A 15474-nucleotide genomic window follows, 5' to 3' on the forward strand; every position below is an offset into this window, starting at 1 on the left:
GGCCCCGGCCGCCATGGCACTCGCCCTGGGGGCCCTCGCCCCGGTCGCGGAATCGGCGGCCGCGCTCGGCCGCGCGGGTGGTCTGCGCGCCGCCGCCGCCCGGGTCGGGGCCGCCGTGCACGCCCCCGCGGGAGCGCCCGCCTCCACCGCTCCCCGTCCCGTACCCCCGGGCCCGCTCGGCCTGCGGCTGCGCGGCGTACGGTTCGGCTACGGCGCCGCCCCCGTCCTGGACGGCCTCGACCTGACCGTACGGCCGGGCGAGACGGTGGCCCTCGTCGGCGCCTCGGGGGCCGGGAAGTCGAGCTGCGCCCACCTCCTGGCCCGTTACTGGGACCCGCAGGAGGGAACGGTGGAGCTGACTCCGGCGCCCCCGGCCCACCCCGTCGACCTGCGGCAGCTCACCGAGAAGGACCTGCGGGCCACCGTGTGCGTGGTCGGGCAGGAGGCACCCCTCTTCCACGGGACCCTCGCCGAGAACCTCCGCCTCGGCGCTCCCGACGCCACCGACCGGGAGCTGGCCGCCGTGGTCCGCACCTGTGGCCTCGGCCCCGTCGTCGATGCCCTGCCGCACGGGCTGGACACCCCGGTCGGCGAACGCGGCACGACGCTCTCCGGAGGCCAGCGGGCCCGGGTCGCCCTGGCCCGTGGGCTGCTCGGCCGCCCCCGGGTGCTCGTCCTCGACGAGACGACGGCCCACCTGGACCACCGGGGCGACGCGGAGCTCGCGCAGGCACTCGCGGCCGACTCCGCGACCCGTACGACGCTGATCATCGCCCACCGCCCCGCCACCGTCCGCAGGGCCGACCGCATCGCCGTCCTGGACGGGGGACGCATCGTCGAGGAGGGCACCTGGGACGAACTGATCCGGTCGGGCGGCGCACTGACCCGGCTGCTCAACCGGAAGGCGGAGATCCGGGAGGCGGCTCGGGAAGAGCCCCGGACGGAGACCCGGACGGAGGATCGGGCGGAGACCCGGGAAGAGGTCCGGGCGGAGACCCGGGAGGAGCCCCCGGAGGAGACCCCGATGGAGGCCCCGGAGGAGACCCCGAAGAAGCCCCGGCCGCAGGCACAGCCAGCGGCGTCGGCAGACTCTGTTCCGCCCAGATGATCTTCCCCCGGTGCGTGTACCGGGTGCCCCAGCGCCGGGCGAGCTGCGCGACGAGGAACAGCCCGCGCCCTCCCTCGTCCGTCGTACGGGCGTGCCGCAGCCTCGGGGTGGTGCTGCTGGCGTCGGAGACCTCGCAGGTCAGCACCGACTGGAGCAGCAGCCGCAGCCGTACGGGGCCGGAGGCGTACCGGATCGCGTTGGTCACCAGCTCGCTGACGATCAGCTCGGTCGTCATCGTCAGCTCGTCCAGACCCCATGCCTCCAGCCGACGGGCCACCTTGTTCCGGATCACGCCGACGGCCGCCGGGTCCAGGGGCACGTCCCACGAGGCCTGCCGGTCCGGGCTCAGCGCGTGGGTGCGGGCGAGCAGGAGGGCGATGTCGTCCGGCTGCGGTACGGGCAGCAGCTCCTTGACCACCGCCGAGCACAGCTCGTCCAGCGGGAGTCCGCCCCGCGCGATGGCCCGCCCCAGCCGGTCCATCCCCTGCTCGACGTCCTTGTCGGTGCCCTCGATGAGGCCGTCGGTGTAGAGCCCGAGCAGGCTCCCCTCGGGCAGCTCCACGTCCATGGCCTCGAAGGGGAGCCCGCCCAGGCCCAGCGGCGGGCCGGAGGGCAGGTCGGGGTAGCTGACCGTGCCGTCCGGGGTGACGACCACCGGCGGCGGGTGCCCGGCCCGGGCCATCGTGCAGCACCGGCTCGCCGGATCGTAGACGGCGTACAGGCAGGTGGCGCCCAGCACCGTCGTGGCGCCCCGGTCGTCCTTCCCGCCCGCGGTCTCCTCCTCGCTCAGCCGCAGCACGAGATCGTCCAGGCGGGCCAGCAGCTCGTCCGGCGCGAGGTCCATGTCGGCCAGTGTCTGTACGGCGGTGCGCAGCCGGCCCATCGTCGCGGCGGCGCTGATCCCATGGCCCACCACATCACCGATCACCAGCCCGACCCGCGCCCCGGACAGCGGGATCACGTCGAACCAGTCACCCCCGACCCCGTCCTTCGCATCCGCCGGGAGGTAGGAGGAGGCCACGTCCAGCGCCGTCCCGCCGCGCAGGGTGTGCGGCAGCAGGCTCTCCTGGAGGACCAGCGCCGCCGTGTGCTCCCGGGTGTAGCGTCGGGCGTTGTCCACGCACACCGCCGCCCGCGCCACCAGCTCCCGGGCCGGAGCCACATCGTCCTCGTCGAACGGGACCGGGTTCTGCGACCGCATGAACGTGGTCAGGCCGAGGATCGTGTCCCGGGCCCGCATCGGTACGGAGATCAGCGAGTGCAGCCCGAACTCACGGATCCGGGCGGCCCGCGCGGGCTGCTCCACGGCCCAGGCGTGACTGTCCGGGTCGAGCAGCGGAAGCAGGACCGGGTCACCGTCGAGCAGGAAATGGGCGTCGTGCGGCGGTGGTACGAAGTCGACGCTCTCCCCGACCCGCACCACGGCCTCCGGACACCCCTCACGGACCGAGCTCATCCCCATCCGGCGCATCTGCGGCCTGCCGTCCCGCACCCCCGCACCGAGCAGGGGGACGCCCGGCCGCTCCCTGCCCAGCGGTGTCTCCAGCAGGTCGACGAAGACGAAGTCGGCGAACCGGGGCACCGCGAAATCGGCCAGCTCCTGGGCCGTGCGCTGGACGTCCAGGGTGGAGCCGATACTGGCCCCCGCCTCGTTCACGAGCGCCAGCAGTCTGCGCGCGTTCCACCGGTCGGTCACGTCCTGCACCATGTAGCCGATGCCGATCCGGTTCTCCTCGGCGTCGGCCAGCGGGAAGAACGAGCTGGAGTAGGCCCGGCGGCGGTTCGGGTCGGACCAGCTCCACCCCAGGTACTCGTAGTCGGTGACCGGTACACCGGTCGCCAGGACCTGCCGCATCAGCCGCTCGATGGGCGCCGCGAGCAGCCCGGGCAGCACGTCCGCGGGTCGGCGCCCCAGCCGCTGCTCCCGGGGGACCCCGCCGAACCGCTCCAGGGTGTCGTTGAGCCAGAGGTAGCGCAGCTCCGGGTCCATCACCGCCATTCCGACCGGCGACCGGGTCAGGAACCCCTCCAGCACCGATCCGCCCACGATCCACTGCGGGGAGCGCTCCCGGCCGGAGACCAGGAAGCCCTCGCGCCCGGCGACCAGGAACGAGGCGGAGACCCGTACATCGACGTCGAGCTGCCGGTCGTTCCGGTCGCGCAGGGCGATCCGGCCGCTCCACCCCGACCCACCGCGGCTGCGGGCGGCGACCGCCGCCGTACGCCGGGGGTCGGGGGATCCGGCGAGCAGCAGGGCGGCGGACCGCCCGACGATCTCGGCGGCCGGGTATCCGAGCAGGGCCTGAGCCCCGCGGGTCCAGCCGATGACCGTGCCGTCCCCGGCGATCACCGCCACCGCGTCGTCTCCCAGCCGCACGGGGCCCCGAGGGTCCGCGGAGGGCAGCGGGCCGGGCCCCGCCGGGGGGCCCTCGTCGGCGGATGCCATGCACCTCACCACCATCTCTAGGTTTCCATGGTCGCGCGTCACCCCCGAGTACGCACCGGCCCGCTCCCCGGCCGGGCCCGGTGCACCTGCTTTCGCCCGTTCGGCGGCGTGACGCGGCAGGCGGTGTCCCCGTTGGGGGAGTGACGAGCGGCCGCTCGTCCCCCTGCCCCCGCGCTGGACCCGTGTGGGTGGACGGCTCCGGCTCCCGAGAGGAGAGCCGGAGCCGTTTCCATGGGCACGGTCAGAAGCGGAAGCAGAACTTGCGTTCCTTCATCCACTGGCTCAGCCAGTCCCCGAACGGCACGGTGACGCACCACTCGCGGCCGGCCGGCGGCTCGGGAGCGAGGGGCGTGGGCTGCACCGACGGGGACGGCGACGGCCGTACGGCCGGAGGGAAGGACGGGAACGGAGGCGGGGTCGGGAACGGAGGAGCGGTCGGGGCCGGAGGCGGCGTCGGGGCCGTGGTGGGCGGCACGCTCGGGGCGGGCTTCACCGGTGCGGCCATCTCGGCGAGCTTCGTCCGGTAGACCTTCGAGGAGCGGGGATTGCTCCGGCACTGCCACACACCGTGCGGGCAGTAGTCCGTGATCGTCTGGTACAGCGGCTGGTGCCGGTCGATCCAGTCGAGCATCCGCCGCATGTACTCGGGATTGTCACCGTTGCGGAAGAGCCCCCACTCCGGGAACGAGATCGGCTTGCCGCGCTCCGCCGCGAAGTCGACGTGCTTCTGGAGCCCGTACGGATCGTTGATCTGGTCGTCGAAGGACTTGCCGGGCGGCTGGTCGTAGGAGTCCATCCCGATGATGTCGACGACGTCGTCACCCGGGTAGCACGCGGTCCAGGGCACCGCGTCCAGACCCCGGCTGGGCGTGAAGTCGAAACGGAACTCCTGGCCGGGCACCTCGCGCATCGCCGCCACGATCCGCTGCCAGTACGCCTTCCAGGACGCAGGATCGGGCCCGCAGCGGTGGGTGTACGTGGTCCCGTTCATCTCCCAGCCGAGCACGATCACCGTGTCCGGCACGCCCAGGTCCACCAGGCGCTCGGCCAGCCTGGTGAAGTGCTGGTCGAAGTCGCCCGCCGCCCCCGCCCGCAGCAGCCGGCGGACCTGGGCGTCCGGGACGCGCTCCTCGTTCCGCTCCAGCATGGGGACGTTGAGGACGAACATCCGCTTCTCGTCCGCCTTGCGCCAGGTGGCCCAGGACTCCAGGAAGTCGGGGGTGCCCTCGATGTTCACCCACAGGTCGCCCGGCAGGTAGGTGTGGCCCACCCGAAGCTCGGCGCCGCCGAGCCAGCGGGACAGCTCGCCCATCCTGCGGACCCCGGCGGGCCCGTAGTCCAGGTAGGCGCCGTGTGCGGTGGAGTTGGCGCCCCTGCTGCCCTGCGGTCCCGGGGCGGCGCTGTCCACGGAGTCGGTGCCCGGCGGCAACTGCCCCGCGATACCGGCGCCGGCCAGGAGACTGAGGACAGCCGCGGCGATGCACGTGGTGATGAGTCGGCGCTTGGCCGGCATGACTCCTCCTGGCTGCAATGAATTCCGGCCGATTCGGCCCGTTGGGAAGAGAGTTTCATCATCCTGCACCGCACGCGATCAGACGCGGTCCATTTATCCTATTCGGCGTTGCGAACGGGCCGTTCAGGTGACGGTGGGGCCGAGGGTGAACGGCAGGGAGCCGACCCGGTTGTCGAAATTCGAATCGACCAGCTTCGGATCGCCGGTCCGCCGGATGACGGTGCGTCGGGTGAGCAGCTCCCTGAACAGGGCCGTCATTTCGAGCCGGGCCAGATGGGCGCCGAGGCAGTGGTGCGGGCCGCCTCCCCCGTAACCCAGGTGCGGATTCGGCGACCGGGTGATGTCGAAGAGATCCGGACGGGTGAAAACCGATTCATCGCGGTTCGCGGACGCGTAGAGCAGTGCGACTTTCTCCCCGGGAAGAAAGGTCCGGCCGCCCAGCTCGAATTCCGATACGACGGTCCTGCGGAACTGGATGATGGGCGTCGAATGGCGGACGATTTCCTCGACGGCGCCGCCGATGTACCGGTCGAAATCGGACCGCAGGAGTTCCCGCTGCTCCGGATGGCGGTCCAGCAGGGACAGCCCGTGCGCGATCGCGTTCCGGGTGGTCTCCACACCGGCCACGAGCAGCAGCGAGAAGAAGGCGCCGAGCTCCCGCGACGACAGCCCCTCGCCGTCCACGTCCGCACGGACCAGGGCCGAGACCAGGTCGTCCTGCGGACGGCGGCGGCGCTCACGTGCCAGTCGGGCCATCACGAGCTGCATCCGGGCCAGCGACGCCGTCCCGCTGCCGGGAATCCGCAGCCTGGCCCGGCCCCGGCGCTCGACGCCGACGTGCTCCGAGGCGTGGTCGATCTGCTCCGCGATCCGCGGCCGGTGGAGCGCCGGGATGCCCATCAGGTCGCAGATCACCTCCAGCGGCAGCCGCGAGGCCGCCGACGGCATGAAGTCGCCGGCGCGCTCGGCGATCATCTCGTCCACCAGCCGCCCGGCCAGCCGGCCGATGTTCTCCTCGGTGGCGGCCAGCAGCCTCGGGGTGAAGCGCCGGGAGATGATCCGGCGGAGCGCCGCGTGCTCGGGCCCGTCCATGTTGACCATCGAGTTCCCGAACAGCGCCTTCGCCCAGCCGGTCGGCTCCGGGGTGGTGGCCCCCGGAGCGCTCGCGAAGACCTTCGGGGTGCGGCTGGCGGTCATTACGTCCGCGTGGCGCACCAGGGCGTAGAACGGCTTCCCGGACGTACGGGCGGTGCCCGGCCGGGGCGTGAACAGCACGGGCGCCTCCAGCTCCCGCAGCCGGGCGAAGGCGCCGAGCCTCTCCGGGCGCGGCAGCTGCCAGAAGGCCGGGTCGGCGAGGTCGCCGTGTGCCGTACGGCCACCGGACACCTGATTCGGAACGGTCATGTCCATCCACCTCCACGAGTTCGCGAGGCCATCGTCCGGTCCGGTGCGCCCGGCAGGCCGTCCGACGCGGGCCTCCGGCGCGGATGGCCGCGTACAGTCACGCGTTTGACGGAACGGGAGGGACACCGCGCCCACGAGAACCCTTTTACCGCCGCCTCGTTGCCACCATCGCGAGCAACACCTCCTGGAACGTCAATGAGAGGCAGTCACCCATGAGCCGAATCACGGATCCGGGCGGCGCACCGCGTGGGGTACGCGGTCCGTCGCGCCGGATCGTCCTGCGCACCGCCTTCACCGCGGCCGCCGTCGGGGGCACCGCCGTGGCCCTCCTCCCGCTGCGCGACCACGACCGGCCCGCCGCCGCACCGGCGAAGGGCCCCGGCCGTACCACCGCCGGGGCCGAGGAGTTCACCGAGATGTACCGGGGCCGGGAGATCAGCGGCAGCCTGAACGTGCTGGTACCGGCCGGTGGACCGGGCGGCGGCGGGGCGCACCACGCGGAACCCATCGCCGAGATCCGCATCGACGGCCGCCCGCTGCACGTCATGCGGCGCGCGGACGGCACGTACCTCAGCGATGTCACGCACTACGAGTCGTTCCCGACGCTCCGCGAGACGGCCCGCGCCGCCGTGGACGAGCTCGGCACCGCCCGGCTCGCGCTCCGCGCCCCGCACCGCCCGTGAACGCACCAGCGCACGCCTACCAGGAGGACCACAACCGGTGTACACCCGCAAGAACCAGCGCGATCTGACGCGCACCGAGAAGCGGCGCCTCGTCGACGCGATCCTGAAGCTCAAGCGTTCGGGCCGCTACGACGACTTCGTCGTCATGCACCGCGAGTACTACGTCATGGACACCGAGAACCGGTCGCGCCCGGCCCATATGACGCCCTCGTTCTTCCCCTGGCACCGCCGCTACCTGCTGGAGTTCGAGCAGGCCCTCCAGGCCGTGGACCCCGGGGTGAGCGTCCCGTACTGGGACTGGACCCAGGACCGCTCGACCACGTCCTCGCTCTGGGCGGAGGACTTCCTCGGTGGCAACGGCAGGCCCGGCGACCGGCGGGTCACCACCGGGGCGTTCGCCTTCGACGCGGGTAACTGGAGGGTGGGCGCCGGGGTCACCGACCAGAACTGGCTCACCCGCAACTTCGGCAGGCCCGGCAACAACCCGGTCTCCCTGCCCACCGCCGACGACGTGGCCCGGGCGCTGAAGGACCCGGTCTACGACACCGAGCCGTGGAACAGCATCAGCACCGAGGGGTTCCGCAACCGCGCCGAGGGCTGGGGCATCCACCGGGTGCGTACGGTCGGCAACCACAACCGGGTCCACCAGTGGGTCGGCGGCCCGATGGCCGGGGCGGCCTCCCCCGAGGACCCGGTCTTCTGGCTCCACCACTCGTTCATCGACCTGCTCTGGGACCGCTGGCAGCAGGCCCACCCGAAGTCGGCCTACCTGCCGGGCCGCAAGCCCGACACACCCGGCCGGGACCGCCGTCACGTCTTCGGGCTGGACGACCCGATGCCCCCGTGGAACGTGACCCCCCGCAAGCTTCTCGACCACAGCAAGGTCTACCGCTACGCCTGAGCCCGCACAGCGCGACGGCCGGCCCCTCCGGAAGGAGGGAGCCGGCCGTCGCCGTGGAGCGGGGAGATCAGTGGCCGTAGCCGTAGTCACCCTTGTCGTCGTGGCCCTCGGAGACGTTGACGCAGGTGTTGCCGAAGGCCGGGTTCAGCACGCCGACCAGGTTGATGGTGTTGCCGCAGACGTTGACCGGAACGTGGATCGGGAGCTGGAGGATGTTGCCCGAGGCGACACCGGGGGACCCGATGGCTGCGGCCTGCGCACCCGAGTCCGCGACGGCCAGGCCGGCCCCGCCGGCGACCAGGGCACCGGTGCCCGCCATCACAGCGGCAACCTTCGTCATACGCGACATCAGAACTCCTTGTGAGAAAAGGGGGGTTTCTGCGGAGCACGAGGCCCGCATGCTCTGACAACGCGGCAGACGCCGGACGGTAACGGATCAATGTTGAGGTGATATCGCCCGTGTTGTCCTCCGGCCTGTCGCGGCCCGCCTCACCGCCCGATCACGGGAAGAGTGGTAAGGCGCCCGTGCCAGTCCCGGGCGGCGGGGAACCGGGTCTTCACGGTCTCCACCGCCCGCTCCCGTACCGCCACCTGCGACTCCCGCAGCCGCAGCAGCGGCTCAAGACCCGGGCGGGCCAGCAGCAACCGCTGGTTGACCACCGTGACCGGCTGCCAGTGGCTCTTGTACTCCTCCGAGCCGCGCAGCAGGCTCAGCACCTCCCGGCCGGTGTCCGAGGCCTGCTGGGCCACCTCGCGCAGCAGCATGGTCGACACATCGACCTTCCGCTCCCGCAGCGCCGGATCCGCCCCGTACATGTATCCGCCCGCCAGCTGCGCAGACTGCAGGGAGAGGTTGGCCGCCACGACCGTGCCCTCCATCCGGAACTCGGTGACGGCGGCCGTGCCGTCCGCCACCATCCGGCCCACGGAACGGACCAGATGGTCCGAGAACCGGGCCCGCAGGTGCTCGGGGTTGACCCCCCGGTCACGCCACTGGAGTTCGTGCAGCCGCAGCAGCGTGCCGATGGCCGCCGGGACCCCGTCCTGCGGGATCTTGCGGGTTTCGACGCCCAGGGCCTCGATCCTGCGCAGCTTGGCCCGCAGCCGCTGGCCCCGCGAACCGGTGAGCCGTGCCACACGATCGCCGAGCGGCTGCGCGGGCAGCTCCAGGCACGTGGAATCGGTGAGCCGGCTGCGGGCGCCGGGCCACCGGCCGAACAGCAACTGCGCCGACGCGTCCGGCCGGACCTCCCGCAGATCGACCACCGTGTGCCGGGCGGCCCGGTCCAGACCGCGCTGGAGCGCCCCGACCGCGTACCCGGCCTCTTCCCGGTCCACCAGGATGTCGAAGAAGTCGGAGATCGCCCCGCCCATCGGCACCAGCAGCGGCATCGGACGGTGCGCCAGCATCAGCGGCGCGGCACCGATCAGCCGCCCCGAACGGCGGACCAGCAGGACCCGCAGCCGCCCCTCCTGACCGTAGGAGATCCACCACGAGTGGAGCCATGCGTGGCTCTGGAACGGGGTGGCGGTGGCGCAGCGGCGGTGCAGCGCGTCCCACTCCCCGGCGAGCGCGCCGAACTCCCGGAAGTCCCGGCAGAGCGTCACGGAGAGGCTGCCCCGGCCGGCCGTCATCGCACGAGCTCCCGTCCGTCGGCGGTGGCGCCGTCTTCGGCGGTGCTCGGCGCGGGGACCTCGGCCTGCGTGGGTCCGGGGACCTCGGCGGCGGTCGGTCCGGGCACCTGGGCCGAGGCGTTCCGGTCCGTACGCCGGGGCCGTACGAGCAGCACGAGGCCGCCCAGCAGACCGCCCGCGGCCGTTCCCACGGCGGTGCCCAGCGGCACCGACGGCGAGACCGGCTGGTCCGGCTTCATGGCGTGGGTGAACTTGATCAGCTTCACCCCGGTGTCCTTGGAGACATGGCCGCTGCTGACGATGACGGCCTCGATCACCGCGTTGGCGATGTCGGCCGCCTTGCCCGCCCGGTCCGACGTGCCCGTCACCGCGATCATCGGCGAGTCGGGGGAGGTCTCCGACCGGACCTGGGTACGCAGTTCGCGCATCGGCTCACCGGCCGCGCCCTGGGCGTAGGAGAGGGTCGCGTCGCTGGTGACGAGGCGCCCGTAGGACTGTGCGAACCCCAGCGCGGCGGCGGGGTTCGTCTCCTCCTCGGCGACCGCCATGGCGTAGCTGGTGGCCTCGTACTGCGGGGACGAGAGCAGGCCGTGCGAGAGCCCTGCCGCCGTGCCCAGCAGTACACCAATGGGCAGGGGCCACCACTGGGGCAGCCGGGTGAGGGCGGTGCGCGGCCGGCGCCGCTGGACGACGGGACGCTGCTGCTCGGGAGACTCGGTCATGAAAGGGCTCTCCGGTTCGGTGGGGCGGTGTCGAGGGCGTACGCGTACACATCCATCAGGCGCTCGCTGCTGCGCCGGATGTCGTAGTGGCCGACGGCCCGGGGCGGCGGGCTGCGGTCGGGCCGGGCCTGTATCCGCTTCCGCAGCACGGCGGTCAGCTCGTCGGGGCTCCCGGCGATCCGGGTGGCGCCCGGGGCGTGGGCGGGGGACAGGTCGTCGATGGCCGGACAGGCGTCGTGCAGGACGGGCAGCCCGGCGGCGAGCGCCTCCACGGCGGCCAGCCCGAAGGACTCCTCGCGGGACGTCGACACGAACGTGTCGACCGCGCTGAGGAGTGCCGGGACCCCGGGGACCGGGCCTGACCCGCCCGCGCCGCACCCCCCGAGGAGGGTGATCCGGTCCGCCGCGCCGAGCCGGGCCGCCAGCGCCCGCAGCGCCGGAGCCTCCGGCCCGTCACCGGCCAGCAGCAGCCGGGCCCCCGGCAGCGCGGCGACGGCCCGTACCGCCACGTCGAAGCGCTTGCCGGGCACCAGCCGGCCCACCCCGCCGACCACGAACGCGTCGTCGGGGATGGCCAGGGCCGCCCGGACGGCGAGCCGCCGGTCCGGGTCGAAGCGGTAGCGGTCGGCGTCGATGCCGTTGGGCACCAGCCGGATCCGGTCGGCGGGCACCCCCCAGTCCCGCAGCCGTCCGGCGACGGTGGACGAGACGGCGATCGTGGCCGAGCCGAGCCGTTCGGTGGAGAGGTAGAGCGCGCGGATGCCCCGGGTCAGCGGGCGGCCCTCGATCTCGGCGCGCCCCAGGGAGTGTTCGGTCGCCACGGCCGCCCGGACCCCCGCGAGGCGGGCCGCGATCCTGCCGTACACACAGGCCCGGTAGAGATGGGTGTGGACCAGGTCGTAGCGGCCGTCGCGGATCAGCCGGGCCAGCCGCCCGACCGCCGACAGGTCCCGGTTGCCGCGCATCCCCAGATGGATGACGCGTACGCCGTCGGCCCGCAGCCCGTCCGCCACCGCACCCGGGTTGGTGAGCGTGACCACGTCGCACTCCACCGGCAGATGGCGCAGCAACAGCCGCAACTGCTGCTCGGCGCCGCCGACCCCGAGCCCGGTGATGACGTGCAGCGCCCTCACCGGGTACCGCCCGCCCAGACCGGGGACGCGGTACGGGAGCCCGCGCCGGGGACCGCCCCGTGGAGCAGCCCGTGCCGCAGGTCCTTGGCCCAGAGCCGGACGCCCCGGTCCGCCTGGCTGATGTGGGTGCGGGGGAGCGCGAACCGGCTGAGCAGCGGCCCGGGCGCCAGCGCGCAGCCGTACGCGTAGCCCGCGGAGCCGACGGCGGCGCTCACCCGCCGGTCGAGCGCCCCGTACGGATAGCAGAAGCCCGCCGGGACCGTGCCGGTCAGTTCACCGATCAACTCCCGGCTGTGGCCCGTCTCATGGCGCAGCTCCGCGTCCGAGAGCGTGGTGAGGTCCTGGTGGAGCAGACCGTGCGAGCCGATCTCCACACCCGCGGCGGCGATCCGGCGGATCTCCTCGTGGGTGAGCAGCGGCTTGCGCGGACCCAGCGGATCCCACTCGTTGACCCCGCCCGGCCGCCCCGGCAGCACGAAGACCGTCGCGGTGCAGCCGTGGGCGCGCAGCACCGGCAGCGCCTCGTGGAGGAAGTCCGCGTACCCGTCGTCGAAGGTCAGCCCGACCAGCCCGCGCCGCCCCGCCGCGTGGGCCCGCATCAGCTCAGCGACCCCCACCCCCCGCAGCCCCCGGCTGCGCAGCCACGACAGCTGCTCGCCCAGGCGCTCGGGGGTGACGGTGATGCCGTACGGGTCGTCGCCGTCGTCCGACACCGAGTGGTACGTGAGGATCCACGGCTGACGGCGGGCGTGGGGGCGGCGAGGGGGCGAGGGAGCTTCGGCGCAATGGGCCGGGGTATCAGCGGCCATCAGTAAACCTCCGTCGGATCAGTGCCAGCAGGGAGACGACCTCGGGCGAGCGCAGCGCCAGCCCGGTGAGGAAGAAGACGGCGGGGACGAGGAGACATCCGGCGGCCAGGCTCAGCACGGCGTCGGGAAGCAGGGGGGCGGCCGCCCAGCCCACCGCCCCGGCCACCAGCGCGGCCCCCGTGAGGCGGCCGAGCGCGAGGGTGACCGCGCGGGCCCGGATCGGGACGACCCGGGTGCCGAGCCCCATCAGCAGGAGCAGCGCGGTGGTGCTGATGCCGAGTGCGTTGGCGGTGGCGATGCCGTCGACGCCGAAGCGGTACGTGAGCGCGTACCCGGCGCCCATCGTGACGAGGAGCCCGGTGCCCATCGCGAACGCCGGGAACCAGGTGGGCCGCCCGGAGGAGAAGAACGGCCGGCTCAGGGCGCCGACGAGGCAGTGGCCGAGCAGCCCCGCCGCGTAGACCCGCATGACCTGGGCGGTGGCCTCGGTGTCGGCGGTGTCGAACGCGCCGCGCTGGAAGAGGACTTCGATGATCTGGGGCGCGTAACCGAGCACGACCGCCGTGCCGAGCAGCACCACCATGCCCGCCAGCGCGAGGTCCCGCTCGACCCGCTGCCGGGCCTTCTCCCGGTTCCCGTCGGCCATCGCCCGCGCGACGACCGGGAACGTCACCGTGCAGATCATCAGCGAGAGCACCATCGGCATCTGCGCGACCTTCTGCGCGTAGTTGAGATGCGAGATGGCGCCCGCCGGGAGCGTGGAGGCCAGGAACCGCTCGACCAGCACCTGTGACTGACGGCTCACCACGAACAGCACGACCGGCGCGAGCACCGTCATCCCCAGCAGCGGGGCGGTGCGCACGGCCCGGCGCTTCAGCCGCCCGAGGCGGGGCGGGCGGGGGCGGGCCAGGGGCAGGAACCGCAGGAACGTGGGGAGTTGGGTGAGGATCATCAGCAGGCTGCCGACGGCGACACCCGCCGCTGCGGCCCGCACCCCCCACACCGAGTGCAGCGCCAGCGTCATGCCGATGATGCCGATGTTGTACGCGACATAGACCCCGGCGGGCGGCAGGAAGCTGCGGTGGGCGCGCAGGGCGGCGCTGAAGTAGCCCGTGATGCCGAAGGTGAGCACGGTGACGGCGGTCAGCCGGGTGCAGTCCACCGCGAGCCCGGGGTCGGCCAGCCCGGGCGCCAGGACGGAGACGACCCAGGGGGCGCCCGCCATCAGCAGCGCCGCCCCGGCCGTGAGCAGGAGACAGAGCCGGGGGAGCGTGGCCGCCACCAGCTCGCGTACGGGGTCGGCGCCCGGCTCCCCGGCGGCTCCGGTCCCCTCGGCGGCCGCACGCCGGGTGAGGGCGAGGCTGAACGCCGGGACGAGGAGCAGCGCCATCCCGTCCTCGATCAGCAGCGTCGCCGCCATCTCCGGCACGGTCCAGGCGATCAGGAACGCGTCGCTCGCGTCGCTCGCGCCGAAGTACCGGGCGATCGCCTGGTCCCGCACCAGGCCGAGTGCGGCCCCGAGCACGGTCAGCACCGCCGTGGCCGCCGCCGCACGGGCGAGGAAGGAGCCCAGTCCGGGAGCCTCGCCGCCGCCCGCCGGTTCCGGTGCGGTGCCGGAGGCTGTGGTCCCCCCGGGGCCGGGGGGCTGCCCGGGGCCGGGCAGCAGGGGAGGGGCGGCCTCGTCGTGGGCGGGGGCCGCCGCCTCCGTTCCCGTACCGGTGTCCCTCACGCGGCGCCCGCCTTCGCCGGCCCGGCCGGGACATCCGCCTGCTCCGGCCCGGCCAGCGCCCACCAGGCGGCGAGCCCGAGGATGACACCGCTCAGTACGGTGGTGGGCCCGCCGATGTCGGAGTACAGGAAGTTGACGCACTGCCAGGTCATCAGGGCGACCGCCACCAGACCGCAGTCCAGGGCCGCATGGCCGCGCGAGCGTTCCCGCACCAGCCTGCGTACGGCCCCGACCAGGATCGCCGCCCAACTGCCCACGACCGCCGTCAGACCGATGAGGCCCTGCTCGCTGAGGATGAGCAGGTACATGTTGTGCGGCGAGAGCAGGGCCTGCTTGCGGTACTCCTGGCCTGCCCCGGCTGTGTCGCTGCCGGAGGAGAGGCCGATCGAGGCGTGGGCGTCGCGGTGGGCGGGGAAGCCCTTGAGGCCGACTCCGGTCACCGGCTGCTCGCGCCACATGGAGCCCGCCGCGCTCCACATGGCGTACCGGTCGCTCACCGACCGGTCCGGGGCCCGCGTCACCTGGGTCACGCTGGCGGCCCGTTCCGCGATCATCTCCGAGCCGATGCCGAACCCGCCGACCAGAACGACGCCGGAGGCACCGAGCACGGCCAGCGAGGTCAGCGCCTGCCTGCGGCCGGACAGGGCCAGGGCGACGAGCAGGGCGGCGGCGGTGGCGATCCACACGCCCCGGCTGAAGGAGAGCGCGAGCGGCACGATCAGCACGACGGCGAGGACCGCCGCGCACGGGCGCAGCCAGGCCGGGGCGTTGCGGGGCGTCCGCAGGGCGCACGCGGCGGCGGCCAGCAGCCCGTAGGCGACGACCGTGGCCATGCCCATGATGTCGCTGGGCCCGAAGGTGCCGACCGCCCGGATCTCCTCACCCATGTACGAGGCGCCGGTCCCGGTGACGTACTGCTTGACCCCCACCGCGCCCTGGACGACGGCCAGCACCACCAGCGCCCCGGCGACGATCCGGAAGCCGTGGGCGTCCTTGAGGAGGAGGTAGACGGCCGTCGGGACCAGGACGAAGACCTGGAGGTAGCGGACCAGGCCCGGCAGCGCGGCGGCCGGGTCGGCGGCCGTCACCGTCGCCACCGCGAAGCCCAGGGCGGGCAGCCCCAGCACCAGGGCGGCGGTCACGCCGAGCGGGCGCTGCCGCAGGTACAGCAGCCGTCCCACACAGACCAGGACGGCGATGCCGGAGGCCAGATCGGCCGGTCCGGCCGCCGGGCCGTCGCCCCCGGTGCCGTACGGCAGGGCGGGCAGCAGGACGGCGGCGATCAGCGGCAGCAGCGGCCAGCGGCCGCGCCATCCGCCGGTGCCGGTGCCGGGGCGGGAGGCGGTACGGGCCGGGGCCTCGGGCGCCGGGGGAGTGAGCGTGGCGGCCAT

Annotated in this window: 12 protein-coding genes and 1 pseudogene; 3 read left to right on the forward strand and 10 right to left on the reverse strand. The window is 73.6% G+C overall.

The window, feature by feature from the left end; all coding sequences use genetic code 11:
* Positions 1 to 905 (forward strand): annotated as a pseudogene (locus ACFW9Z_RS26090) (ABC transporter ATP-binding protein); the annotation flags it as partial.
* Here ACFW9Z_RS26090 and ACFW9Z_RS26095 read toward each other — a convergent pair.
* The 3 genes from ACFW9Z_RS26095 to ACFW9Z_RS26105 form a co-directional block, all read right to left on the reverse strand.
* Complete coding sequence (locus ACFW9Z_RS26095) at positions 894 to 3554, reverse strand: SpoIIE family protein phosphatase (RefSeq protein WP_384644985.1); 2661 nt, start codon at positions 3552 to 3554, stop codon at positions 894 to 896. The pseudogene ACFW9Z_RS26090 and the gene ACFW9Z_RS26095 sit on opposite strands and share 12 nt — an antisense overlap.
* A 241-nt stretch (positions 3555 to 3795) precedes the next feature.
* Positions 3796 to 5067, reverse strand: coding sequence for a glycoside hydrolase family 26 protein (locus ACFW9Z_RS26100; protein ID WP_384644986.1), 1272 nt, complete (start codon positions 5065 to 5067; stop codon positions 3796 to 3798).
* Between the two features lie 123 nt (positions 5068 to 5190).
* Positions 5191 to 6471, reverse strand: a complete 1281-nt coding sequence (locus tag ACFW9Z_RS26105) for a cytochrome P450 (protein ID WP_384644987.1) — start codon at positions 6469 to 6471, stop codon at positions 5191 to 5193.
* Between the two features lie 212 nt (positions 6472 to 6683).
* On the opposite strand from ACFW9Z_RS26105, the gene ACFW9Z_RS26110 reads away from it, so the two are divergent.
* Both ACFW9Z_RS26110 and ACFW9Z_RS26115 read left to right on the forward strand, forming a co-directional pair.
* Positions 6684 to 7154 (forward strand): tyrosinase family oxidase copper chaperone, encoded by a 471-nt coding sequence (locus tag ACFW9Z_RS26110; RefSeq protein WP_384644988.1) that lies wholly within the window; start codon positions 6684 to 6686, stop codon positions 7152 to 7154.
* A gap of 37 nt (positions 7155 to 7191) precedes the next feature.
* Entirely contained in the window at positions 7192 to 8055 is an 864-nt protein-coding gene (locus ACFW9Z_RS26115) for a tyrosinase family protein (protein WP_384644989.1), read from the forward strand.
* A 67-nt stretch (positions 8056 to 8122) separates the two neighbouring features.
* Here the strand turns inward: ACFW9Z_RS26115 and ACFW9Z_RS26120 are convergent, their stop codons facing one another.
* The 7 genes from ACFW9Z_RS26120 to ACFW9Z_RS26150 all read right to left on the reverse strand — a co-directional run bounded on the left by ACFW9Z_RS26120 (position 8123) and on the right by ACFW9Z_RS26150 (position 15474).
* Positions 8123 to 8404: a chaplin gene (locus ACFW9Z_RS26120; RefSeq protein ID WP_384644990.1), complete on the reverse strand. Its 282-nt coding sequence runs from the start codon at positions 8402 to 8404 to the stop codon at positions 8123 to 8125.
* Between the two features lie 140 nt (positions 8405 to 8544).
* The gene (locus ACFW9Z_RS26125) at positions 8545 to 9690 is read right to left on the reverse strand and encodes a GNAT family N-acetyltransferase (protein ID WP_384644991.1); all 1146 of its coding nucleotides are present in this window, start codon (positions 9688 to 9690) and stop codon (positions 8545 to 8547) included.
* Positions 9687 to 10412, reverse strand: coding sequence for a lipopolysaccharide biosynthesis protein (locus tag ACFW9Z_RS26130; protein WP_384644992.1), 726 nt, complete (start codon positions 10410 to 10412; stop codon positions 9687 to 9689). Before ACFW9Z_RS26130 ends, ACFW9Z_RS26125 begins: the two co-directional genes overlap by 4 nt.
* Positions 10409 to 11545: a glycosyltransferase gene (locus ACFW9Z_RS26135; RefSeq protein WP_384644993.1), complete on the reverse strand. Its 1137-nt coding sequence runs from the start codon at positions 11543 to 11545 to the stop codon at positions 10409 to 10411. Before ACFW9Z_RS26135 ends, ACFW9Z_RS26130 begins: the two co-directional genes overlap by 4 nt.
* Positions 11542 to 12354: a polysaccharide deacetylase family protein gene (locus tag ACFW9Z_RS26140; protein WP_384644994.1), complete on the reverse strand. Its 813-nt coding sequence runs from the start codon at positions 12352 to 12354 to the stop codon at positions 11542 to 11544. Before ACFW9Z_RS26140 ends, ACFW9Z_RS26135 begins: the two co-directional genes overlap by 4 nt.
* Entirely contained in the window at positions 12344 to 14083 is a 1740-nt protein-coding gene (murJ, locus tag ACFW9Z_RS26145; protein ID WP_384644995.1) for a murein biosynthesis integral membrane protein MurJ, read from the reverse strand. Before murJ ends, ACFW9Z_RS26140 begins: the two co-directional genes overlap by 11 nt.
* Positions 14080 to 15474 (reverse strand): O-antigen ligase family protein, encoded by a 1395-nt coding sequence (locus ACFW9Z_RS26150; protein WP_384644996.1) that lies wholly within the window; start codon positions 15472 to 15474, stop codon positions 14080 to 14082. The genes murJ and ACFW9Z_RS26150 overlap by 4 nt, the downstream gene beginning before the upstream one ends.

The sequence above is a fragment of the Streptomyces sp. NPDC059452 genome, from assembly GCF_042750035.1.
Taxonomy (GTDB): Bacteria; Actinomycetota; Actinomycetes; order Streptomycetales; family Streptomycetaceae; genus Streptomyces.